Origin of the sequence: Rhodocyclus tenuis (assembly GCF_014197755.1) — a bacterium.
GTDB lineage: Bacteria > Pseudomonadota > Gammaproteobacteria > Burkholderiales > Rhodocyclaceae > Rhodocyclus > Rhodocyclus tenuis.
The window spans coordinates 45,649-68,873 of the sequence record NZ_JACIGE010000009.1 but is presented as its reverse complement, the minus strand read 5'-3'; the positions used below and the strand labels follow the sequence as shown (position 1 = coordinate 68,873).

Sequence of the window (23,225 nt, the reverse complement as noted above, 5' to 3'; positions counted from 1 at the left end):
ACCGCGTACTTCGCCAGACTCAAGCGCCGGTTCTGCCCGTCGGGGCCACCGCCGCCAGACCGAATTCGAAACCGCTCCGCTTCAAACCTTTCCGCTCGAAAAACTGCTCCTTTCCACCGTGCTGGCCGCCGCTCACCGCTGCGTCCCGGCACTGCCGACCGCCTCCAGGCCAGATCCCGCCTGCCCGCACGGCATCCCCTGTCGCAATCCGCCTGTCGCGACCCACGTCACCTCCCTCTTCACGTTCGCCCGCCCATGCACCTTTCCGAACTCAAAGCGCTGCACGTCAGCCAACTCCTCGACATGGCCGTCGCCAACAACATCGAGGGTGCCAACCGCCTGCGCAAGCATGAGCTGATCTTTGCCCTGCTGAAAAACCAGGCGAAGAAGGGCGAAAGCATCTTCGGCGACGGCACGCTGGAAACACTGCCCGACGGCTTCGGTTTCCTGCGCTCGCCCGACACCTCGTATCTCGCCAGCACCGACGACATCTACGTCAGCCCGTCGCAGATCCGCCGCTTCAACCTGCATACCGGCGACACCATCGAAGGCGAGATCCGCACGCCGAAGGAAGGCGAACGTTACTTCGCGCTGGTCAAGGTCGACCGCATCAACGGCGAGGCACCGGAAGCGTCGAAGAACAAGATCCTGTTCGAGAACCTGACGCCGCTGCACCCGGCCGAGCACATGCGTCTCGAGCGGGACATCCGCGGCGAGGAAAACATCACCAGCCGCATCATCGACATCATCGCGCCGATCGGCAAAGGCCAGCGCGGCCTGCTCGTCGCCAGCCCGAAAAGCGGCAAGACGGTGATGATGCAGCACATCGCGCACGCCATCACCACCAACCATCCCGACGTTTCGCTGATCGTGCTGCTGATCGACGAACGCCCCGAGGAAGTGACCGAAATGCTGCGCTCGGTGCGCGGCGAAGTGGTCGCCTCGACCTTCGACGAACCGGCCACCCGTCACGTGCAGGTCGCCGAAATGGTCATCGAGAAGGCGAAGCGTCTGGTCGAGCACAAGAAGGACGTGGTCATCCTGCTCGATTCGATCACGCGTCTGGCGCGCGCCTACAACACGGTGCAGCCGGCCTCGGGCAAGGTGCTGACCGGCGGTGTCGACGCCAATGCGCTGCAGAAGCCGAAGCGCTTCTTCGGCGCCGCGCGCAACATCGAGGAAGGCGGCTCGCTGACGATCATCGCCACCGCGCTGATCGATACCGGCAGCCGCATGGACGACGTCATCTACGAGGAATTCAAGGGCACCGGCAACATGGAAATCCACCTCGACCGGCGCATGGCCGAGAAGCGGGTGTATCCGGCGATCAACGTCAACCGCTCCGGCACGCGCCGCGAGGAACTGCTGTTGAAACCCGACGTGCTGCAGAAGATGTGGATCCTGCGCAAACTGCTCTACAACATGGACGACCTCGACGCGATGGAATTCCTGCTCGACAAGATCCGCTCGACCAAGAACAACGGTGAATTCTTCGACGCGATGCGTCGCTGATTCACGCCAGAACGGCAAGCGCCTTGCGTTGCGTCGGCGAAACGCGGATAATCGCGCGCTTTACCGAATCCGCCGCGCGCAACGGCAGACCCGAACCACCACAGGAAATCAAGCGATGAAGCCCGACGTCCATCCCAGCTACAACGAAATCCAGGTGACCTGCTCCTGCGGCAACACCTTCACCACGCAATCGACGATGAAAAAAGCGCTGCACATCGAAGTCTGCGCTGCCTGCCACCCGTTCTACACCGGCAAGCAGAAGATCGTCGACACCGCCGGCCGCGTCGAGAAGTTCAACCAGAAGTACGGCGCGATGCGCAAGTCCGCCTGAGGCGAAATGCCTTCCCGCTGACAGGGAAGGCATTTCTGGCGCAGCAGGCCACGGAACAGCTGCCGGGCCTGCCGGGCCGGCGCACATGAAGGCAGCCCCCGGGCTGCCTTTTTCATTGCCGTAAAATTCCCGGCCAGCGACAGGAATCGACAACTCTCCGGCCATGCCTGCGCACCCCGAACATCCCCGTTTCCGCAGCATCGCGCTACCGCCGCGAGGCTGGCCGCTGGCCATCCTGCTGGCGCTCTATCTGCTGCCGGGGCTGACCGGCCACGATCCGTGGAAGGTCGACGACGCCGCCGCTTTCGGCGTCATCCACGACATGCTGGTGCGCGGCAGCTGGCTGACGCCGTCAATCGCCGGCCAGCCGACCTTCGATTCGCCGCTCTATTACTGGATCGCCGCCGCGCTCGGCCAGTTGCTTGCGTGGCCGCTGTCGCTACTGCTGCCGCTGCACGATGCGGTGCGCCTGACCAGCGCCGCTTTCTCGATTCTCATCCTCGGCTTCGTGCACCTCGCGGCGCGCGCGCTCTACGGGCGCGAATACGCCGTCGCCGCGCCGCTGATCATCGCCGGCAGCATCGGTTTCCTCATCCACACGCACGAGATGCAGCCGATGCTCGTGCCGCTGGCAGCGCACGCCGCCGCCTACTGGGCGCTGGCGATGCTCGATCGGCGACCATGGACTTCGGGCACCGCTCTCGGCGCCGCGCTCGGACTCGGCGTGCTCGGCGGCGGACTGGCGCCGATGGCGCTGCTTCTGCCGCTGGCGCTGGTCGCTTTCTTCTTCAGTGAGAACAAGGCGAAAACCGGGCCGGCACTGCTTGCCGGACTGCTCATTGCCGCCGCGCTGCTGGCGCTGTGGCTGCTGCCGCTGGCCAGCAGTCATCCGGCTTATCTGGCAAGGTGGTGGAGCAACGAGCTGGCACAGTTCGGCAGCCCGCCGCGACCGCTCGACAATGCGCTCGGCTATCTCAATCTGCTGCCCTGGTACGCCTGGCCGGCGCTGCCGCTCGCCGGCTGGACGCTGTGGTCGAAGCGCCGCCAGCTGGTGACGCCGCAACTGCTGCTACCGCTGTCGGGTTTCCTGCTGCTCTGGCTCGGTCTGTGTTTCACCTTCGACGCGCGCAGCGTGCCGGCGCTGCTGCTGCTGCCGCCGCTGGTGCTGCTCGCCGTTCCCGGCATCCCCTCGCTGCGCCGCGGTGCCGCCAACGGCTTCGACTGGTTCGCGATGATCAGCTTCACGCTGTTCGCCGGCCTGCTCTGGGTCGGCTGGAGCGCGATGGTGTTCGAGTGGCCGGCGAAACTGGCGAAACAGGTGGTGCGTCTCGAACCCGGCTTTGTCGGCAGTTTCTCGCTGCTGCCCTTCCTCGTCGCGCTCATTGCCTTCGCCGCCTGGCTCTGGCTGATCGTCACCACCGCTCGCTCGCCTTTCCGCGGCATGACGCACTGGGCCGCCGGCGTGACGCTGTTCTGGCTGATGGCGAGCACGTTGTGGCTGCCCTGGGTCGATTACGGCAAGACCTACCGTCCGCTCGCCACTGCGCTGGCAAAAGCGCTGCCGGCAAGCCACGGCTGCATCGCTGACACGGGGATCGGCGAACCGCAGCGCGCCTCGCTCGACTACTTTGCCGGCATCGTCACACAGCCCTACAACTCGGCCGCGGGTCGCCGTTGCGAGTGGCTGCTGACGCAGGGTGGCCGTAACGCCGAAGGGACGCCGGCTGGCAGTTGGAGCAAGGTATGGGAAGGCTCGCGGCCGGGCGACCGCAAGGAACGACTGCGGCTGTACCGCAAGACCGGCAGCGGCCAAGTAGTCAGCGCAGTGCCGGCAGACGAATCGACGGCAGACGCCGGCAGCGAGACGGCCGACGCCACGCCATCGGTGACCAATCCCTGAAGTCTCCTCGCCACGCGTCGCGACAGAGAGCAGGACTTCCTGCAACAGGCGTTTGCTCTGCCGCACAAGCGTTCGCCGCTGCCGCGTCAGCGCCACGCCGGCAGCGACGCGACGACTCAGCCGCGGATGAAATGCTGGCGGTAGTACTGCAATTCGGCAATCGACTCGCGGATGTCGGCGAGCGCGGTGTGCGCGCCCTGCTTGCTGAAGCCTTTGTAGATCTCGGGCTGCCAGCGGCGACAGAGTTCCTTCAGCGTCGACACGTCGAGGTTGCGGTAATGGAAGCAGTCTTCGAGCTTTGGCATGTAGCGGACCATGAAGCGGCGGTCCTGGCCGATCGAGTTGCCGCACATCGGCGAACTACGCGGCGGCACGTACTCGGCCATGAAGGCCAGCGCCGCTGCCTCGACCGCGGCATCGTCCATGGTCGAGGCGCGCACGCGCTCGATCAGTCCGGAACGGCCGTGCGTCTTCTTGTTCCAGTCGTCCATCGCGTCGAGCACCGCATCGGACTGATGCACCACCCAGGCCGGCGATTCGGCGATCACTTCGAGATTGCTGTCGGTGACGATCATCGCCAGTTCAATGATGCGTTCGCGCTCCGGGTCGAGCCCGCTCATTTCCATGTCCAGCCAAACCAGGTGGTTCGCGTCCTGTGCCATATAATCCGCCATTCTTCTGAAATTCTTCGGGTTGCCGGCAAGCTTGCCGGCCGGGCGCTGCGCCTGCCCGGCAAAACAACCGGCGGCGGCATTTTCTCATACTGCGCATGAACGCTTTCACCTTCGTCTTCCTCGCCGCACTGCTCGCCTCGCTCGGCGTCCGTCTGTGGCTGGCCAAGCGCCAGATCACGCACGTCGTCGCGCATCGCGCCGCGCCGCCGGCGCAGTTCGCCGGACGCATCGACGTTCTCGCGCACCGCAAGGCCGCCGACTACACCATCGCGCGCACCGCTTTCGGCATCCTCGCGCTTGGCGTCGAAACCGGCCTGTTGCTGCTGCTGACGCTCGGCGGCGGCGTACAGGCGGTGCAGGATTTCTGGCAAGTGCACCTCGACGGACTCGCTGGCGGCGTCGCGCTGATCGTCAGCGTCGCCCTGCTCGGTGGCATCGTCGATCTGCCGCTGGCCTGGTGGCGGCAGTTCGTCATCGAGGCGCGTTTCGGCTTCAACCGCACGACGCCGCGTCTGTTCTTCGGCGACCTGCTGCGTCAGGCGGCGCTCGGCGCGGTGATCGGTATTCCAGCCATCGCCGCAGCGCTGTGGCTGATGGAACGCATGGGCGACGCCTGGTGGCTGTGGGTGTGGGCCTTCTGGTGTGGACTCAACCTGTTGCTGCTGTTCATCTTTCCGACCTGGATCGCGCCGCTGTTCAACCGCTTCACGCCGCTCGACGATGCGCCACTGAAAGCGCGCATCGAAGGCCTGCTCAAGCGCTGCGGGTTTGCCGCGTCGGGCTTCTTCGTCATGGACGGCTCGCGCCGCTCAAGTCACGGCAATGCCTACTTCACCGGCTTCGGGCGCAACAAGCGCATCGTCTTCTTCGACACGCTGCTCGGCCGCCTGCAGCCGGCCGAAGTCGAGGCGGTGCTGGCCCACGAGCTCGGTCATTTCCGCCGCCGCCACGTGCTGCAACGCATCGTGCTGATGTTCGCGCTGGCGCTGGTCTTTCTCGGCCTGCTCGGACAACTGGCAGCGGCACCGTGGTTCTTCCACGGGCTCGGCGTCGCCGATGCCGGCAAGGCACAGGCGCTGCTGCTCTTTTTCCTCGCCGCGCCGGTGTTCTCCTTCCCGCTGACGCCGCTGATGAGCCTGCTCTCGCGCCGACACGAATTCGAGGCCGACCGCTACGCCGCCGAGAACGCGTCGGCGAACGATCTGGTCAGTGCGCTGGTCAAGCTCTACGAGGACAATGCGGCTACGCTGACGCCCGACCCGCTGCATTCGCTGTTCTACGACTCGCACCCACCCGCCGCCTTGCGCATTGCGCGGCTGCAGAATCCGGAGGCCATATGAAACAGGACACTCCCGCCGGCGCCGACAAGCACCTTGCCGCTGCCGACGCTGCCGCCCTGCTCGCCGCGCTGCCCGGCTGGCGAATCGAAGGCGAAGTCGCCGGCGGTCAGCTGTGCAAGGAATTCCGCTTCGCCGATTACGCGGCAACCATCCGCTTCGTCGTCGCCGTTGCCGCCATCGCCGAAGAAGAAGATCACCACCCCGATCTCGCCGTCGGCTATGGCCGCGTCGGCGTCAGCTTCACCACGCACGACTGCGGCGGGCTGTCGGACAAGGACTTCCGCTGTGCCGGCCGCGTCGCAACATTGGCCCGCAGCGGCAAGGAAGCGCCTGGAGCAGGGGCAGCATCCTGAACCTCGACGCTGAAGTCGTCGCCGCGCACGGCCGCCAGTATCGCGTGGCGCTGGCTGACGGCACGACGCTGCTCGCCTTTCCGCGCGGCAAGAAGAGCGAAGTCGCCTGCGGCGACCGCGTCGTCCTGAACCGCAGCGGCGACGGGCAGGCAGTGATCGATTCGATCGCGCCGCGCAGTTCGCTGCTCTACCGTTCCGACGAATACCGCAAGAAGCTGATCGCCGCCAACGTCACGCAGATTGTCTTCGTCGTCGCCGTCGAACCGGGCTTCTCCGCCGAATTGCTGACCCGCTGCCTGGTTGCCGCCGAGGAACAGGAGTTGCGCGTGCTGATCGTGCTCAACAAGTGCGATCTCGCCGAGCGCGTACCGGCGGCGCTGGCGACGCTGGCGCCTTTCGTGCGGCTCGGCTACCCGCTGCTGCAACTGTCGGCGCTTGAATGCGCCGAAGCCTTGCGCCCGCATCTCGCCGGCCAGCTGAGCGTGCTTGTCGGCCAGTCGGGAATGGGCAAATCAACGCTGATCAACGCACTGATCCCGGAAGCGAAGGTCGCCACGCGCGAGATTTCCGCCGCGCTCGATTCCGGCAAGCACACGACGACGCATGCGACGCTCTACCGCTTCGACGCTGCTTCGGCACTGATCGATTCGCCGGGACTGCAGGAATTCGGCCTGCACCATCTACCGGTGGGCAGCATCGAACACGCTTTCGTCGACTTCCGCCCCTTTCTTGGCGACTGTCGTTTCCGCGACTGCCGCCACGAGCGCGAACCCGACTGTGCGATCCGTGCCGCCGTCGAGCGCGGCGACATCGACGCACGCCGTTACGAAGTCTTCCGTAGCTTGCGCGCGCAGGCCGGACAAACCTAGAAGAGCCGCATGAGTGAAATCAGCATCCGCCGTCGCCACGGCCAGACCCACGCCGCCGCGCGCGCCTCGGCCGAGCGCCTGGCGCGCGAACTGCAAGAAGAATTCGACCTCGCCTACGAGTGGGACGACGACTGCCTGCGCTTTACCCGCTCCGGCGTCTCCGGCGATCTCAGGCTGGATGACACAGAAGCCGAACTCAACATCCGTCTCGGCTTCCTGCTCTCGGCACTGAAACCGATGATCGAACGCGAAGCGCACCGCTTCTTCGACGAGAATTTCCCGGCCTGAGTGCACTGCCGCCGCGCCCCTTGCGCGGCGACGCTTGCCGCCCAGCTGTGATCTCTCTGTAGGTTGTTCACTCGGGGGTTCTCCCCGGAGAATTGGAGGCGCCAACCAAACAAGCCTCCGAGGCCCCGAATGAACGTCCATAAAAATGCCCGATTAACGCCGCGCGGTCGAGCCCTGCTGGTCAGTCGGATACTCGATGATGGGCTGCGTCCCGAGGAAGCCGCACAAGCCTGCGGGGTGAGCGTCCGCACGGCCTACAAATGGCTACGGCGCTTCCGCGAAGAGGGGGAAGCCGGACTCAACGATCGCTCGTCCCGCCCGAAATCCTGCCCGCACGCCTTGCCAGCAGCTGTTCATGTGCAAGTGATCGCACAGCGGCGCAGCCGCCAGACGTATCGCCAGATGAGCCAGCAATGCGGGATCGGCCAGAGCACCATCGCCCGCTGGCTTCAACGTGCTGGCCTCAACCGCCTGGCCGCTCTCGAACCGGCAAATCCCATTGTCCGCTACGAGCACCCCGAGCCGGGCGACATGCTCCATCTGGACATCAAGAAGCTGGGACGTTTCCAACGGCCAGGACATCGGGTCACGGCCGACCGCACACAGAACTCCCGCCGCGCGGGTTGGGAATTCGTCCATGTCGCACTCGACGATCATTCGAGAGTCGCCTTTGCCGACATCCAGCCGGATGAAAGCGGTCGCAGTGCTTGCCAAGCCTTGCTCTCGGCCTTGCGTCACTATCGCCAGCTGGGCGTAACCTTCCAGCGAGTCCTGACCGATAACGGCGCCTGCTACAAATCCCGCCGCTTCGCCCGGCTTTGCCAGCGACTGGGTTTGCGCCACCTGCGCACCAAGCCCTACACCCCACAAACCAACGGCAAGGCCGAGCGCTTCATCCAGACCGCCTTACGGGAATGGGCCTATGCGCGCCGCTACGAGTCGTCTGATCACCGCGCCCAGCATCTGCCGCTCTGGCTGCACCATTACAACTGGCACAGGCCTCATGCCAGTCTTCAATATCTGCCGCCTATCTCCCGAGTCAATGCGCTGAACAACGTGGCGGGTTTACACACCTAGACGCGCAGCGATTCGACCAGCGCGATGTAGCGCTGCTTGGCTTCATCGCTGGCCGTTCCCTTGAGCGCATCCCAGGCGTCGAACTTGGCGCGACCGACCATGTCGGTGAAACCGGGACGGCGCCCGGCGACATCGCCCTCCGTTGCCTGCTTGTACAGCGCATAGAGCTTGAGCAGGACGCTGTTCTCCGGGCGCTCATTGAGGGTCTTCGAGCCAGCGACGGCGGCCTCGAAGCGCGATTGCAGATCGCTCATTGCATTTCCTCCTGTGGAATTCCGGTCTTACCGCCGGTCGACGGTGCTTGCTATTATATGGGCACGTCATCCACCGCCGGGAGCCGCTTCGATGAGCCATCGCGAACGCATGTCGCACGTCGATACGGCATGGTTGCGCATGGACCGGCCGGTGAACCTGATGCAGATCGTCGGCGTCATGGTGTTCGACGGCAAGCTCGATTTCGCCCGGCTGCGCCGTGTTGTCGCGCACCGTCTGCTGCGTTACCGGCGTTTCCGCCAGATCGCCGTCGTTGAAGATAACGGCGCCTGGTGGGTCGACGATCCGGCTTTCTCGCTCGACGCGCACCTGCGCCGTTCGCTGCTGCCGGCACCGGCCGGCAAGGCCGAACTGCAGCAATTCGTCAGCGAACTGATCGCCAACCCGCTCAATCCGGCAAGGCCGCGCTGGGAATTCAATCTGGTCGAACTGGCCGACGGCAATTCGGCGATGGTCGTGCGCATCCATCACGCCATTGCCGACGGCATCGCGCTGGTCGGCGTCATCACCTCGCTCACCGATGCCGACGCCGCGGCCGAAGACGCCGCCGACGACGAAGAGATCGCCGGGCTGACGCTCGCCGCCAGCGCAGACGACGACTGGCACGAAAACGACGTCTTCTGGCGCCACCTGTACGAGCCGATCAACGAGGCGACGCTGGCTTCGATCCGCATTGGCAGCAGCCTGTGGAGCAAGTACTTCGAAATGCTGCTGTCGCCGACGCGCGCCTTCGACTACGCGCGCATCGTCGCCTCGTTTACCCAGGAAATCGCCAAGCTGGCGCTGATGCCCAACGACACGCCGACGCGCTTCAAGGGGCGGCCGGGCACCGCCAAATGCGTTGCGTGGTCGGAGCCGATTCCCCTGCCCGAGATGAAGGCGGTGAGCAAAGTGCTCGGCTGTTCGATCAACGACCTGCTGCTCTCTTCGGCGGCGGGCGCCTTGTGCCGCTATCTTGCCGAGCACGGCGAACTCGCGCCCGACACGGAAATCCGCGCGCTGGTGCCGGTCAACCTGCGCCCGCCCGGCGACATCGGCGAGCTCGGCAACCGCTTCGGCCTCGTTGCCCTTGAACACTCGCTTGGCATCGAAAACCCGCTGGCGCGGCTCTACGTCACCCGGCAACGCATGGAAGCGCTGAAGGAGTCGTATCAGGCGGCGCTCACCTTCTCGATCCTCGGCGTCGTCGGCATGGTGCCGAAGTTCCTGCAGCAGAAGGTGCTCGACCTGCTCGCCAACAAAGCGACGGCGGTGATGACCAACGTCCCCGGGCCGCAGCAGGCGCGCTATCTGGCCGGCTCGCGCATCGCGCAACAGATGTTCTGGGTGCCGCAGTCGGGCGACATCGGCATGGGGCTGAGCATCCTGTCCTACGACGGCAAGGTGCAGCTCGGGCTGATCACCGATCAGGGAATGGTCCCCGACCCGGAAAAAATCGTCGAACGCTTCGCCGTCGAGTTCGAGAAGCTGCTCTGGCTGGTGCTGATGGAACCCTGGGAGCGACTCGACCAGCCACAGGCGGTCGAGGAAGCGCTGCAGGCGGCGGCCAGCGAGAGCCAGCGCCGTTCCTCGGCGACAGAGGAAAGCGCGGCCACTGCAGCCAGACCGGCCGCAGTGGCCGCGACGAAAAAACCGAAGGCAAGAGCGCGGCCGGCCGGCAAGGCGGACGACGCCAAAGACGCCGCGCTGCCCGTCGCAAAAGAAACCGGCGCGCCTGCCAGAGCGCGCCGCCGTCGGCCAGCTGTCTGAACGGCTGGCGACGAACTCAGTCGTCGGCGAGCTCGGCGCGCGCCAGTTCGACGTCGAGCCGCTCCATCGCATCGACCGGCACGCACGCCGCCGCTTCGGCGTAAAGACGCTCGGCGTCCTTGAGGCGCGAACGCCCGTACATCATCGCCAGCGCGTTGGCGAACTCGACACGCGCGATCGCCGAATCCGGGTTCAGGCGCAAGGCCGTCTCGAAGTGTTCGACGCCGGCATCCTTGCGTGCGCCGTAGGTCAGGCCGCCGACCAGCGCACCCACCTTGTCGATCACCTCGGCGTGGTAAGTTCCCAATGCGATATGCGCGTCGGCGTGCTTCGGCTCGATCTCGACGGCGCGGTCGAGGCTGCGCCGGATCTTGCCGCCCAGCCCCTGCGCCAGCGCCTTGCTCACCGAGATGCCCTGGCTGTAACGCCCGAGCGCATTGGCGTGCTGATACCAGACGTTGGCACAGTCGGGCGTTTCTAGCTGCAGCGTCTCGCAGCGCTTCGCGACTTCGAGGAACAGCGCGAGCTTTTTCTCGTCGTCACTCTCCAGATACGTGGCGTAGATGATCGCCGCCTTGTTCGCGGCAACCAGACCGGCGCCGCCGGCGGCCAGCCCGAGTTCGACGGCGCGCGCGAAATCGCCAGCATGAAAGGCGCGCCAAGCCTCCTGCACCGCGGCGTCGCCGGGGAAAGGCTCGGCGTCGCCGCGATGCAGGCGCGCCCAGTGTTTCTTCAGCGACTCGCCGGCATGGACGTAAGCCTTGTCGGGATGGGGAAATTTCTTCCAGGGCATGCGCTTCCTCCTTGTCTGCGCGCCGGCGAGGCGCGTTGCGGCACTGCGATCAGAACCCGTTCACGGGCTTTTCAAGTATTCGGCGGCGAGGCGTTCGAACAACGCGCGCGAATCGCCGAGCAGGAAAGGCGAGAGCATCGCCATCGACTGGAAAACGCCGCGACCGATGCGCTCGCTTTCGTCGCCGCCGCGCGGGTCGCGCGCGTACTCGAAAGACAGCCACCACGACGCGATAACCGTCATGTTGATCGCCAGCGCGCGCAACTCGGCCGAGCTGGCGCGCATCGCGCCGCTGCTGACGAGGCCCTCGCACAAGGCCGTCGCCGTGCGCACCTTGTGCGCGAGGATCTGCTTGAAGTGGATTTCCAGCGTGCGGTTGCGCGTCAGCAGATCATTGAGATCGCGATAGAAGAAGCGGTACTTCCAGATGTGCTCGAAGAGCAGATGCAGGAACAGCCAGATGTCGTCGACCGTCGCCGAACGCCGCGTCGGCGCCGCCAGCGTGGCCTCGATCTCGCGCTCGAAGACGGCAAAGATCGCCTCGACGATCTCGCCCTTGCTGTGGAAGTGGTAGTAGAGATTGCCCGGACTGATGTTCATCTCGTCGGCGATCACCGTCGTCGTGACGTTCGGTTCGCCGAAATCGTTGAACAGGCGAAGGCTCGTTTCGAGAATTCGCTCGCGCGTGCGCCGCGGGGGTTTGCGTTCCATCAGCGTCTGCCGGTTATCCGGTCGTGGTTGTCTCCAGCGATGAGCATAGCATCATCGGGCACGCCCGGAACAAGTCGAAAAATGCCGGTGAGCTGTCAGGCAACGCCGGCATCAGCGCGGAGAAAAGCTCGCCCGGAACGCCGCGGGCCTCAGGCCGCCTTGTCCGCGCGCAGTTGCAGACAGTGCGCGAGTTCGTCGAGCGAATGCTCGAGCGAGTCGGTGAGCGTCGCCAGACGACCGTTACGCGAATCCGGCAGCAGCGAACAGCGGCGATCGCGCAGCAAGGCCAGATTCAGGCGGATGCCGTGGCGGGCCAGGATTGGCGCCAGTTCCTCGCGGCGCCGGTACAACTCGCTGCGCGTGCGCTGATAGGCGTGTTCGCAGACGCTGCGCCGGCTACCGTAGCTGAAGACATTGGTGAAGAACATCTCGGCATCGTCGGCGGCCGGCTCGAACAGCACCACATCGGCGTTCTCGAACTCGCGCTGGTAACGGCCCATACCGACCTGCATGCGCGAGCGGATGATGGCGCGAAAAGTCTGCGACAGCACCGCCGGCAAGCCGCCGTCGACCAGCCGTGGCGGCGTGTCGTCGGGCGTTGCCGCCCGCGGCTTCTGTGCCGCCAGACCCGAATCGAAAGGCACCAGCGGGTTGATGCACAGCACCAGATCGGCCCCCTCGCGCAGCGCGACCGAGGCGTGCAATGTCTTGATCAGCGCGCCGTCGACATAGAAATTGCCGTCGATCTCGACCGGCGGGAAAAGCCCCGGCAGCGCCGCACTCGCCTGCACGGCAGTCGATATCGGCGTGCTGTCGCGGCCGGGGCCGCCGAAAGCCACCGACGCGCCCGACTCAAGATCGGTGGCGACGAGAAAGAGCTTCTTGCGCAGCTGACGGAAATCGTTGGTGCGCCCATCGCCGCTGAACAGCCGGCAGAGCAGCGCGTCGATGCCGGCGCTGTCGAAAATTCCCGCCGGCAAGGCGCGGCTCATGCGCTGGAAGGACTCGAACAGGCCGGCATGCAGCGGATCGGAGAGATAGCGCAGCAAGGAAGACCAGAACAGCGGCGGCACCCGGCGCAGGCGCTTGCCGTACTCGCCGAAGGCCGGACGCAGCAGGATGTCCGGATCGAACACCTCGTCGGCGTCGTTCTCCATGAGCATGCGCGCCAGCTTCGCCGGACGCAGGCCGTTGGCCAGCATGGCGGCGACGAAGGCGCCGGAACTGACGCCGACGTAGATGTCGAGATCACTCAGATCGGCGCCGTCGAGCGCCTCGTCGAGCGCCGCCAGCGCGCCAACTTCATAAATGCCGCCGACCGGCCCACCGCCGGCCAGCGCCAGACCAATGACCGGACGCGAACGCCGCCGTGCAGGACTCATCGAATGACCCCTTGAAAAAACATCAGCGGCAAACGCCAGCCGCTGCCGGCGAGTGCATCCCGGTGACGACGTCAGGCGTCGTCACCGGAAAGTCTGCGCGCTTCAGGCGTTGCTCTTGACGATGGTATTGAGCACATCGGCCGGCGTCACCGCCGGTGCCTTGGCCGCCGGCTTGCGCGCTGCTGCCTTCTTCACCGGAGCGGGCGCTGCGGCAGGCGCTGCCGCGACGGGTTCAGCGGCCTTCGCAGCGGGCTTCGCGGCCGGCTTTGCCGCCGGTTTCGCTGCTGCCTTGGCCGGCACCTTGGCGGTCTGCTCGCTGAGTTCCTGCACCACGGCGGTCAGTTCGGCAACGCGCCTGGCCAGCTTGTCGATGTCCTTCTTGGTCGGCACGCCGAGGCTGCCGAGCGCACGCGCGACGCGATCCTCGAACACATGTTCCAGACGATCCCAGGTGCCGGCGGTCTTGCCGGCGACTTCAGCGATCTTCTCTTCGGTGATCTTGCGCGTCCGCGCCTGGATCACTTCGCCTTCCTTGACCAGCGCGTCGAAAACCTTGCCACCCTCCTCCTGCGCCTTGGCGAAAGCGCCCAGCCCAGCCAGCCAGATCTGATGTGCCGATTCCTTGACGGTGGTCGCCAGTTGCGTTTCGTTCACACCGGCAGTCAGTGCTTTGAGTTTCTTGCCCATGATCTTCTCCTGAAAATTCGCTTGATGATGGTGAAGTGCGCCGCTCGGGCGCATTTCTCTTGCCGCACGATGCCACTGTAGTGAAAATGCCTAGAGTAAGCATACTAAAGAGAAGCGGTGATCCGACCATCCGGCGGCATCCGCCAGAAAAGACAAGCACAAGGAGGAAGGCATGAACTATTTTGTCACCGGCGGCACCGGTTTCATCGGCAAACGGCTGGTTGCGCGCCTGCTGGCGCGGCCGGGCAGCGTCGTCCATCTGCTCATCCGCGACTGCGAACAGGAGACTTTTCCCGCCCTCATCGACTACTGGCAGGTCGACGCCAAGCGCGTCATTCCGCTGGTCGGCGACCTGACCGAAGCGCTGCTCGGCATCGACGCCAAGGCAGCGCACAAGCTCAAGGGCAAGGTCGAACACTTCTTCCATCTGGCCGCCATCTACGACCTTTCCGCCAGCGCCGAAGTGCAGCAGCGCGCCAACGTCGACGGCACGCGCAACACCGTCCGTTTCGCCGAGTCGATCGCTGCCAGACACTTCCATCTGGTCAGTTCGATCGCCGCCGCCGGCATGTTCGAAGGCATCTTCCGCGAGGACATGTTCGAAGAAGCCGAAGGCCTCGACAACCCCTACTTCCGCACCAAGCACGATTCGGAAGGCATCGTCCGCCGCGAGTGCGGCATTCCCTGGCGCATCTTCCGTCCCGGCATCGTCGTCGGCGACTCGCGCAGCGGCGAGATGGACAAGATCGACGGTCCCTACTACTTCTTCAAGCTGATCCAGAAGATGCGCAAGCTGGTGCCGTCGTGGATGCCGATGATCGGCATCGAAGGCGGGCGCATCAACGTCGTACCGGTCGATTTCGTCGTCGCCGCGATGGACCACATCGCGCACGCCAAGGGCGAGGACGGGCGCTGCTTCCACCTCACCGACCCGACGCCGATGCGCGTCGGCGACCTGCTCAACACCATCGCCCGCGCCGCGCACGCGCCGCAGATGACGATGCGCGTCAACGCCGCGCTGTTCAGTTTCATCCCACGGCACATGCGCAAGGCGCTGCTGGCGCTGACGCCGGTGAAGCGCATCCGCAGCGCGATCATGAAGGACCTCGGCCTGCCTGACAGCGTCTTCGATTTCATCAATTACCCGACGCGTTTCGACTGCCGCGAAACGCGGCGTGTCCTGGCGAGCACCAATATCTCCGTACCGCAGCTGGAAAGCTACGCCTGGTGCCTGTGGGACTACTGGGAACGCCACCTCGACCCCGATCTGTTCATCGACCGCACGCTGAAAGGCCAGGTCGCAGGTCGCGTCGTTCTCGTCACCGGCGGCTCGTCAGGCATCGGCAAGGCGACGGTGAAGAAGCTCGCCGAGGCCGGCGCGATCACCATCACCATCGCGCGCGAGGCCGAGCAACTGGAAGAGACGCGCCAGGAGTTCGCCGCCGCCGGTCTGCAGCTCGACGCCTACGTGGTCGACCTGACCATCCCCGAGCAATGCGCGGAACTGGTCAAGACGATCAAGGAGAAATACGGCGCCGTCGATATCCTGGTCAACAACGCCGGCCGCTCGATCCGCCGCGGCATCGAGAATTCCTACGAGCGCATCCACGACTTCGAGCGGACGATGGAGCTCAACTACTTCGGCGCGCTGCGCATCACGCTCGGCGTGCTGCCGGCGATGGCCGAACGGCGGCGCGGACAGGTGATCAACATTTCGTCGATCGGCGTACTGACCAACGCGCCACGCTTTTCCGCCTACGTCGCCTCGAAGGCGGCGCTCGACGCGTGGACGCGCTGTGCCGCATCCGAATACACCGACCGTGGCATCCACTTCACGACGATCAACATGCCACTGGTGAAGACGCCGATGATCGCGCCGACCAGATTCTACGATCACGTGCCGACGCTGAGCCCCGACGAAGCCGCCGATCTGGTGGTCGAGGCCATCGTGCACAAGCCGGTGCGCATCGCCACGCGGCTCGGCATCTTCGGTGCGACGCTGCATTCGCTGATGCCGCGCGTCGCGCAGATCATCATGAACACCAGCTTCCGCATGTTCCCCGACTCGTCTGCCGCGCGGCACCAGCACCCGGCCGATGCCGCAGAAAAGCCTTCGGCCGATCAGATCGCCTTCACGCAGATGATGCGCGGCATATACTTCTGAACGAGCGGCAGCAAGGCAGGCGCGGCCGCCTCAGAGGCCGCGCAGCTTCCAGCCGGCGCTGGAACTGCTCGGCAACTGCAGTGCTGCCTGCAGCGCCGAAGCGACGCGCAAGGAAAACAACATCGACAGGTGGCCGACGCCGTCGATGCGCCGGTGTGGCACACCGGGCAGTTCGAGCAGCGCCTGCGGCATCACGTAGTTGTCGTGCGGACTGTAGAGAACGATGGTGTCGACGCCGGGGGGCGTCGTCGCCAGCGTGCGCAGCCAGTCGCTGCCGGGCTCCATCTGCCGGCCGTTCTGGCCGAAGCCGATGCGCGCCAGCGCGCTGCCGCGATGCGGCGTCCCGAGCGTCAGCAGCCGCGCCACGCGCTGCGGGCCGTAGCGGCGCAGATAGGCGCGCGAAACCAGCCCGCCCATGCTGTGCCCGATCAGGATGACGCGCGCCGATCCGGTCGCCGCGCACACCTCTTCGATGCGCTTTGCCACGGGATCGACGAAATTGTCGATGCTGGTATAGACCGGCTCGAGAGTGATCGTCGCCACCACCCAGCCCGCTGCTTCCAGCCGGCGGCGTAACCACCACCAGGCGCCACGCGAGCAGCCGTAGCCATGCACCAGCAACAGCGGTGGACGATCCGGCGACGGCCGCAGCCGGTCGGGGCCGAGCCAGAAGCGCTCGCCGGGCAGCAGGAAAACGAAGCAGAAGACGAAAGCCGCGTACTCGATCAGCAGCATGCGCGCAAAGCGCAGGAAGCCGAGTTCCGGCCACGGCGTGCGCAGTGCCGAAGCGAAGGACCAGGTGACGACGTTGATGCCGGCGCGCAGCCCGAGTACGCCGCCGAGCGCGGCGACGAGGCATTGCATGGGCGAGGCGTCGAAGAAATGACGGGCAACGAGAACGTACAGCGAACACTCGAACGCGAGAAGAACCGACAGCGCAATCGCAAGCATTACCGATAAAACCCTTCAGGAAAACGTTGAGGCGACGAAGCTTCAGCCGGCGGCAACGCGGCCGAGGTCTGCGGCGAGCAGGCTGGCGTTGCGCGCAACCAGCGCGTAGATCGACAGCTGCGGATTGACGCCAAGGCTGGTAGGGAACACCGAGCCGTCGTGCACCGACAGGTTCGACAGCCAGAAGTGGCGACCGCGATGATCGACCGTGCCGCGCACCGGTGCATCGGCCATGCCGCAACCACCCATGACGTGGGCACTGACGATACGGCAAAGCAGCGGTTTCAGGGGCAATTCCGTAATACCCTTCTTCGCCGCCGCCCAGCTGGTATAGCCGGCGCTCATTTCATGTACCGGCGTTACCCAGCGCGCGCCGGCGGCAAACTGGATTTCGGCCATCGCCAGCAAGGCCCGCCGCGCGCCTTCCCAAAACACCTCGCCGAGCAGGTAATCGAGCACCGGCAGGTTGTGATCACCGAGACGCACCTGCCCACCGCGGCTTTCCGGATGGAAACCGTCGCGCAAGAGCGCGATCAGTGCGTGCGCGTTGGTAAAGTCGCGCATCAGCTGCGCATGGCTTTCGCCGAAGCCCTGCAAGGTGGTCGAGAACAGGACCGGATGCAGCGGCGGCGTTTCCAGCTTGAAGCCGAGCGGCCCGTCGATCGGCCCCTGCTGCAGGAAATGATCGGAATAGACAGACTGCGGCGCGCCAGCGAACCCGTTGACCGGTTCAGGCATCAGCCCCGACGAAACCACCGTCGGATGCAGGAAGGTGCGCTTGCCGAGCAGGCGGTAGGGATCGGGTACGCCGCTCGCCAGCAGCAGCGCCGGGCTGCCGATGGCGCCGCCGGCCAGCACGAAATGGCGCGCGCGCAAGCTCAGGCGCCGACCCGACGGACGGATGCCGTCGGCGCCGAGCGCCGCCGCGTCGAGGGCGATGACGCGTTCGCCGCGAAAGAGCAGGCGTTCGGCGCGCAGCCGCGAGTAGAGCGTGGCGCCGCGGTCGAGCGCAGCCGGAATGGTGGTGAGCAGCATCGACTGCTTGGCGTCGGTCGGACAGCCCATGCCGCAGTAGCCGAGATTCCAGCAGCCCTTGACGTTGCGCCGGATCAGTCCGAAATCGACGCCGAGCTTGCCCGCACCACGGGCGAGCGTCTGGTTGTTGGCGTTCGGCGAAGTCTCCCAGGGGCGCACCGAAAGCTTGAATTCCATCGCCGCAAACCACGGTGTCAGCGCCTCGCCGGTGAGCGGCGACAGCCCGTACTGGCGCGCCCAGAAGTCGAGTACTGCCGGCGGCGTGCGGAAACTGCTGGTCCAGTTCACCGTCGTCGAGCCACCGACGCAACGCCCCTGCATGATGTTGATCGCCTTGTCGGCGGTCTTGCGCGCCGCCGACTCCTGATACAGCGACGGATACGCCTCGGCCTCGCGCATGTGGAAATCGGTCGACGAGCGCAAGGGTCCTTCTTCGACCAGCGCAACGCGCAGGCCAGCGGCGGAAAGAATGTCGGCAGTGACACCGCCGCCGGCGCCGCTGCCGACGATCACGACATCGAACTCGTGTGTCGCCGAGGCGGTGAGCAGCGAAGCGTCGACGTGCTTCCAGCCGGCGGCGAGTCCGGCGCGTATGCGATCCTTCATTTGAACAACTCCGGCGGGCCGGGATAGCCGATGGCGCTCCAGCTTTCGGTCTGCGCGTACCACGCGCCGAACACCAGATCGTGCAACGCGGCGTAAGCGCCCTGCAGCAAGGCGAAGCGGCTGTTGCGCCAAGATTCGAGGAAGCCCGTCACTTCGGCCACCGAAGCCTCGCGCCAGGGCCGGCTGACGCCGGCGATGAGCCAGCGTCCCGGCGCGACGACGAGCAGGCCGAACAGTTCGCCGATCTCTTTCTGCGTTGCCAGCGACAGGCCGGCAACCGTCTGCTCGAGCCCGTCGACGACGCGCTGGATGCGTGCACGGCGCTGCGCCGGATCGTCCGGGAAAGTGCCTTCGAGGATCGCGGGAACGATGGCGGCGAGCATGTCGCGCTCTTCACCCGAGAAGCGGCGCGCGCCGGCGGCGTTGAGCCAGCCGCTGACGGCGAGGAGCAGGCTGCCGGCAGTGCCGGCGGCGAGGAACTGTCGGCGAGAGAATTTCATCACCTTAGTCATCGCATCAGGAACGCCAGCAGGCGCTCGAAAAGTCTGCCGTAAGGCGGCTTGAACAGGCCGACGCCATTGACGCCCGACTGGCGGAACACCGACTTGCGGTGCGAGAAGGTCTCGAAGCCGGCGCGGCCGTGGTAGGCACCGATGCCACTCGGCCCGACGCCGCCGAAAGGCAGGTCGTCCTGCGCGATGTGCAGCAGCGTGTCGTTGATCGTCACGCCGCCGGCGACGGTGCGCTCGAGCAGACGCTCGACGCGCGCGCCCTCGGCATCGAAGAGATACAGTGCCAGCGGCCGCGGCCGCGCATTGACGAAAGCGATCGCCTCGTCGAAATCGCGGTAGGGAATCAGCGGCAGGATCGGCCCGAAGATCTCGTCCTGCATCACGCGCATGCTGTCGGCGACCTTGAGCAGCAGCACCGGCGGCAGGCGGCGACGCGCCGGGTCGGCGGCGACACCCGGCGCCAGCGGTACCACCTCGACGCCCTGCACCAGCGCTTCGTCGAGGTAGCCGGTGAGCCGCGCGTAGTGCCGCTCGTTGATGATGCTGCTGTAGTCGGGCGTCGTCGCCAGATCGGGGTAACAGCGCGCGACCACCTGCCGCGCCGCTTCGACGAACTCCTGCTCGCGCCCCTGCGGCAGCAGCACGTAGTCGGGCGCGATGCAGGTCTGCCCGGCGTTGAGGCACTTGCCGACGACGATGCGCTCGACGGCGCGCGCGAAATTCGCTTCGGGGCCGATGATCGCCGGCGACTTGCCACCGAGTTCGAGCGTCACCGGCGTCAGGTTGGCCGCTGCCGCGCGCATCACCAGCCGGCCGACCGAAGTGGCGCCGGTAAACAGCAGGTGATCGAAGGGCAGCTGCGAAAATTCCTGGGCGACGCTGGCGTCGCCTTCAACCACCGCCACTTCGTCGTCGGCGAAGTTTTTGGCGATCAGCTCGGCGAACAGCCGCGCCGTCGCCGGCGTGAATTCGGACATCTTCACCAGCGCGCGATTGCCGGCGGCGAGCGCGCCGACCAGCGGACCGACGGCGAGAAAGATCGGGTAATTCCACGGCACGATGATGCCGACCGCGCCGAGCGGCTGCCAGCGCACTTCCGAACGGCCGGGCAGGAACCAGAACGAGGTCGAGCGCGACTGCGGCCGCAACCAGCCGCGCAATTCGCGCCGCGCCTGACGGATCGCCTCGCGGCTGGGAAAGAGTTCGGCGAGCCGCGTTTCGGCCGGCGAGCGATGGCCGAAATCGCGGCTGACGGCGTCGGCCAGCGCCTCGGCGTGGTCGGCGAGCAGCGTTTCCAGCCGCGCCAGCCGGCGATCGCGCGCGGCAAGATCGGGGAAAGGATCGGCGCGCGAGGCCGCGTGCAGGCGGGCGAAACGTTCGCCGAGCGTCGCAGCGGCGGCAACGCTGTCAGCGGCCGCAGCGGCAACATCCGGGCTGACGGGTGTGTTCATGGGTCGCTCCTTTCTCCTGCCGGTCTGGCCGGCGGCAATCGATCCGGCGCGGCCATGCGCGGAACTGCAGTGTATGACCTTGGCGAATTCCCTGCCTAGGCGTTTTCCTCTAAACCCCGGACGCGCGCTCGGCGCATAATCCCCTCGCCGCGCCGGCGCACCCTGCCCGCGCGCCATCACAAGCCCGCCGATCATGAGCGAACTGCCAGAAGAAGAAAGCAAGGAGGCGCTCGCCGCCGCGTTGCGCCGACACCTGTCGGCCGCTGCCGAACTGCGCCGGCGCGCGCCGCCCGGTAGCACCGAGGGCGACGACCGCCTTGCCCTGCGCGCCTGGCAGGCGGCACGGCTGGCCGAGAGCCACGCGCATTTCCTCGCAAGCGAGCGCTTCGGCGAAGCGTCGCGCTTTTTCCTCGACGACCTCTACGGCCCGAAGGACTTCTCCGAACGCGACGAGGAAGTCGAACGCATCCTGCCGATGCTGGTGGCGATGCTGCCCGAATCGGCGCTGCAGGCGATGGCGCTGGCGGTCGAGCTCGACGCCCTCTCCGAAGATCTCGACGCGGCGATGATCGCCGAACTGCGCCGCACGGCAGCGCCCGCAACGGCGCCGGGCCGCGTCGGCGAAATCGACGTCGGCCGTTACGTCGCCGCCTACGTCACCGTCGGCCGCCGCCCTGAACGCCTGCGCCAGATCGCGCTGATCGGCGAAGTCGGCGCCATCCTTGAGCATCTGGCACGGAAGTCCCTGCTGTCGACGCTGTTGAAGCTGATGGCCGGACCGGCGCAACTGGCCGGGCTTGGCGAACTGCACGCCTTCCTCGCCCACGGCTTCGCCGCCTTCCGCCGGATGGGCGACGACGCCAGCGAGTTCCTCGACGGCGTCGCGCGCGGCGAAAAACGCCTGCTCGAACGCCTGTTCGCCGGCGACCCGGACGCCTTCGCGCCCTTCGCCACGCAAGCCTAGGCGAGCCTGCCCGGCCAGCCCCCGTCGTCCGGTTTTCCGGACGGCTGCCGGCGCGCACATCCGGTTTTCCGACCGGCGCGCCCGACAACCCGAAAAAAGCCCTTTGAAACCAGTGCCCCGGCGCCTGTCGCGCTGGCACGGAGCGTGCGAACAAGCTGGCAGCGCACTCGCCCCGGCCCAGCCGACCGTCCGCGCCGGCCCCTCGCTCCATTCGCCCCGTTCAAAGGAAATTCCCATGAAAATGAATCGGCTGACCTCCTGGATCGGCATCGCCATGGTCCTCGGCATCATCGTCGGCTACATCTGCAACACGCAGGCCGGCAGCCCCGAAGCGGCCAAGGAAATTGCCGGCTATTTCAGCATCCTCACCGACATCTTCCTGCGCCTGATCAAGATGATCATCGCGCCGCTGATCCTCGCCACGCTGGTTTCCGGTCTGGCCGGCATGGGCGACTCGAAGACGGTCGGCCGCATCGGCGCCCGCGCGCTCGGCTGGTTTGTCGGCGCCTCGTTCTGTTCGCTGCTGCTCGGTCTGGTCTTTGCCAACCTGCTGCAGCCGGGCGCCGGGCTCAGCGTGCCGCTGCCCGAATCGGGCGCGGCGCTGAATCTGAAAACCAGTGCGCTCAACCTCAAGGACTTCATCACCCACGTTTTCCCGAAGAACATCGTCGAGGCGATGGCCGCCAACGAGATCCTGCAGATCCTCGTTTTCGCCGTCTTCTTCGGGCTGGCGCTCGGCCACCTGCACAACCAGGCGGCGCGCAGCCTGGTGAACACGATGGAAGAGATCGTGCACGTGATGCTCAAGGTGACCGACTACGTGATGCGCTTTGCGCCGGTCGGTGTCTTCGGCGCGGTGGCCGGCGTCATCACCACGCAGGGCGTCGGCATGCTGCTCGTCTTCGGCAAGCTGCTGTTCGGCTTCTGCGTTGCGCTCGGCGCGCTGTGGCTGGTGCTCATCGCCGCCGGCTATTTCGTTCTCGGCAAGGAGGTGTTCCGCCTGCTCAAGCTGGTGCGCGGCCCGATGCTGCTCGGCTTCTCGACGGCGAGCAGCGAGTCGGCGTATCCGAAGCTGATGGAACAGCTGGAGAAGTTCGGCGTGCGCAGCCGCGTCACCGGCTTCGTGCTGCCGCTCGGCTACTCGTTCAACCTCGACGGTTCGATGATCTACACCACCTTCGCGACGCTGTTCATCGCACAGGCCTACGGCATCGAGATGAGCCTGACCACGCAGTTCACCATGCTGCTGGTGCTGATGGTGTCGTCCAAGGGGATCGCCGGCGTGCCGCGTGCCTCGCTGGTCGTCGTCGCCGCCGTGCTGCCGATGTTCGGCCTGCCCGAAGCCGGCCTGCTGCTAGTGCTCGGCATCGAACACTTCCTCGATATGGGCCGCACCGTCACCAACGTGCTCGGCAACGCCATCGCCACCGCCGTCGTCGCCAAGTGGGAAAATGCGATCGATCCGGTTGACCCGGCGCTGGCCGACGAGGACGCAGCGCTGACGCCGGCCTCGGAACTGGCGCTCGCGCCGACTGCCTGAACATGCAGTTCCAAAGCGGGGGTGGCCTTTACCGGCCACCCTGCTTTCCGTAGCATCTTCGGC

At 66.0% G+C, this 23,225-nt stretch carries 22 protein-coding genes; 12 read left to right on the top strand and 10 right to left on the bottom strand.

Annotation, left to right across the window (positions count from 1 at the left end):
- The first annotated feature begins 255 nt into the window (after positions 1 to 255).
- From rho to GGD90_RS12320, 3 genes are all read left to right on the top strand, one after another.
- The gene (gene rho / locus GGD90_RS12330) at positions 256 to 1,512 is read left to right on the top strand and encodes a transcription termination factor Rho (protein WP_153117289.1); all 1,257 of its coding nucleotides are present in this window, start codon (positions 256 to 258) and stop codon (positions 1,510 to 1,512) included.
- A 115-nt stretch (positions 1,513 to 1,627) separates the two neighbouring features.
- Positions 1,628 to 1,843 (top strand): 50S ribosomal protein L31, encoded by a 216-nt coding sequence (rpmE, locus tag GGD90_RS12325; protein WP_153117290.1) that lies wholly within the window; start codon positions 1,628 to 1,630, stop codon positions 1,841 to 1,843.
- A gap of 163 nt (positions 1,844 to 2,006) precedes the next feature.
- On the top strand, positions 2,007 to 3,743 hold the full coding sequence (locus GGD90_RS12320; RefSeq protein WP_153117291.1) for an ArnT family glycosyltransferase: 1,737 nt from the start codon (positions 2,007 to 2,009) through the stop codon (positions 3,741 to 3,743).
- A 116-nt stretch (positions 3,744 to 3,859) separates the two neighbouring features.
- On the opposite strand, the gene orn is transcribed toward GGD90_RS12320, so the two are convergent.
- Positions 3,860 to 4,405, bottom strand: a complete 546-nt coding sequence (gene orn / locus GGD90_RS12315; RefSeq protein WP_153117292.1) for an oligoribonuclease — start codon at positions 4,403 to 4,405, stop codon at positions 3,860 to 3,862.
- A 107-nt stretch (positions 4,406 to 4,512) separates the two neighbouring features.
- On the opposite strand from orn, the gene GGD90_RS12310 reads away from it, so the two are divergent.
- From GGD90_RS12310 to GGD90_RS12290, 5 genes are all read left to right on the top strand, one after another.
- On the top strand, positions 4,513 to 5,757 hold the full coding sequence (locus GGD90_RS12310) for a M48 family metallopeptidase (RefSeq protein WP_153117293.1): 1,245 nt from the start codon (positions 4,513 to 4,515) through the stop codon (positions 5,755 to 5,757).
- On the top strand, positions 5,754 to 6,110 hold the full coding sequence (locus GGD90_RS12305; RefSeq protein ID WP_153117294.1) for a 4a-hydroxytetrahydrobiopterin dehydratase: 357 nt from the start codon (positions 5,754 to 5,756) through the stop codon (positions 6,108 to 6,110). The genes GGD90_RS12310 and GGD90_RS12305 overlap by 4 nt, the downstream gene beginning before the upstream one ends.
- Before the next feature lie 44 nt (positions 6,111 to 6,154).
- Positions 6,155 to 6,979, top strand: coding sequence for a ribosome small subunit-dependent GTPase A (gene rsgA / locus GGD90_RS12300; protein WP_228273769.1), 825 nt, complete (start codon positions 6,155 to 6,157; stop codon positions 6,977 to 6,979).
- A 9-nt stretch (positions 6,980 to 6,988) separates the two neighbouring features.
- The gene (locus GGD90_RS12295; protein ID WP_153117295.1) at positions 6,989 to 7,267 is read left to right on the top strand and encodes a polyhydroxyalkanoic acid system family protein; all 279 of its coding nucleotides are present in this window, start codon (positions 6,989 to 6,991) and stop codon (positions 7,265 to 7,267) included.
- A gap of 129 nt (positions 7,268 to 7,396) precedes the next feature.
- On the top strand, positions 7,397 to 8,344 hold the full coding sequence (locus GGD90_RS12290) for an IS481 family transposase (protein WP_153117296.1): 948 nt from the start codon (positions 7,397 to 7,399) through the stop codon (positions 8,342 to 8,344).
- Here GGD90_RS12290 and GGD90_RS12285 read toward each other — a convergent pair.
- Complete coding sequence (locus GGD90_RS12285; protein ID WP_153117297.1) at positions 8,341 to 8,598, bottom strand: acyl-CoA-binding protein; 258 nt, start codon at positions 8,596 to 8,598, stop codon at positions 8,341 to 8,343. The genes GGD90_RS12290 and GGD90_RS12285 overlap by 4 nt on opposite strands.
- A gap of 91 nt (positions 8,599 to 8,689) precedes the next feature.
- Between GGD90_RS12285 and GGD90_RS12280 the strand changes: the two genes are divergently transcribed.
- Positions 8,690 to 10,366, top strand: a complete 1,677-nt coding sequence (locus GGD90_RS12280; RefSeq protein WP_153117298.1) for a wax ester/triacylglycerol synthase family O-acyltransferase — start codon at positions 8,690 to 8,692, stop codon at positions 10,364 to 10,366.
- Positions 10,367 to 10,382: 16 nt separating this feature from the next.
- On the opposite strand, the gene GGD90_RS12275 is transcribed toward GGD90_RS12280, so the two are convergent.
- The 4 genes from GGD90_RS12275 to GGD90_RS12260 form a co-directional block, all read right to left on the bottom strand.
- A complete protein-coding gene (locus tag GGD90_RS12275) occupies positions 10,383 to 11,159 on the bottom strand; it encodes a tetratricopeptide repeat protein (RefSeq protein ID WP_153117299.1) in 777 nt (258 codons plus the stop codon).
- 60 nt (positions 11,160 to 11,219) lie between these two features.
- Entirely contained in the window at positions 11,220 to 11,870 is a 651-nt protein-coding gene (locus tag GGD90_RS12270; RefSeq protein ID WP_153117300.1) for a TetR/AcrR family transcriptional regulator, read from the bottom strand.
- 149 nt (positions 11,871 to 12,019) lie between these two features.
- Positions 12,020 to 13,252: a patatin-like phospholipase family protein gene (locus GGD90_RS12265; protein WP_153117301.1), complete on the bottom strand. Its 1,233-nt coding sequence runs from the start codon at positions 13,250 to 13,252 to the stop codon at positions 12,020 to 12,022.
- A 102-nt stretch (positions 13,253 to 13,354) separates the two neighbouring features.
- A complete protein-coding gene (locus tag GGD90_RS12260; protein ID WP_153117302.1) occupies positions 13,355 to 13,939 on the bottom strand; it encodes a phasin family protein in 585 nt (194 codons plus the stop codon).
- Between the two features lie 172 nt (positions 13,940 to 14,111).
- Between GGD90_RS12260 and GGD90_RS12255 the strand changes: the two genes are divergently transcribed.
- Positions 14,112 to 16,103 (top strand): SDR family oxidoreductase, encoded by a 1,992-nt coding sequence (locus tag GGD90_RS12255; protein WP_153117303.1) that lies wholly within the window; start codon positions 14,112 to 14,114, stop codon positions 16,101 to 16,103.
- Positions 16,104 to 16,133: 30 nt separating this feature from the next.
- Here the strand turns inward: GGD90_RS12255 and GGD90_RS12250 are convergent, their stop codons facing one another.
- Genes GGD90_RS12250 through GGD90_RS12235 form a run of 4 tightly spaced genes read right to left on the bottom strand, consistent with a single transcriptional unit; the run spans position 16,134 to position 20,658 of the window.
- Positions 16,134 to 17,054 (bottom strand): esterase/lipase family protein, encoded by a 921-nt coding sequence (locus GGD90_RS12250; protein WP_153117304.1) that lies wholly within the window; start codon positions 17,052 to 17,054, stop codon positions 16,134 to 16,136.
- 42 nt (positions 17,055 to 17,096) lie between these two features.
- On the bottom strand, positions 17,097 to 18,695 hold the full coding sequence (locus GGD90_RS12245) for a GMC family oxidoreductase (protein ID WP_153117305.1): 1,599 nt from the start codon (positions 18,693 to 18,695) through the stop codon (positions 17,097 to 17,099).
- Positions 18,692 to 19,195, bottom strand: coding sequence for a hypothetical protein (locus tag GGD90_RS12240; protein ID WP_153117306.1), 504 nt, complete (start codon positions 19,193 to 19,195; stop codon positions 18,692 to 18,694). Before GGD90_RS12240 ends, GGD90_RS12245 begins: the two co-directional genes overlap by 4 nt.
- An 8-nt stretch (positions 19,196 to 19,203) precedes the next feature.
- On the bottom strand, positions 19,204 to 20,658 hold the full coding sequence (locus tag GGD90_RS12235) for a coniferyl aldehyde dehydrogenase (RefSeq protein WP_153117307.1): 1,455 nt from the start codon (positions 20,656 to 20,658) through the stop codon (positions 19,204 to 19,206).
- A 193-nt stretch (positions 20,659 to 20,851) separates the two neighbouring features.
- On the opposite strand from GGD90_RS12235, the gene GGD90_RS12230 reads away from it, so the two are divergent.
- Both GGD90_RS12230 and GGD90_RS12225 read left to right on the top strand, forming a co-directional pair.
- Entirely contained in the window at positions 20,852 to 21,622 is a 771-nt protein-coding gene (locus tag GGD90_RS12230; protein WP_153117308.1) for an FFLEELY motif protein, read from the top strand.
- A 235-nt stretch (positions 21,623 to 21,857) separates the two neighbouring features.
- The gene (locus tag GGD90_RS12225) at positions 21,858 to 23,162 is read left to right on the top strand and encodes a dicarboxylate/amino acid:cation symporter (protein WP_153117309.1); all 1,305 of its coding nucleotides are present in this window, start codon (positions 21,858 to 21,860) and stop codon (positions 23,160 to 23,162) included.
- Positions 23,163 to 23,225: the final 63 nt, after the last annotated feature.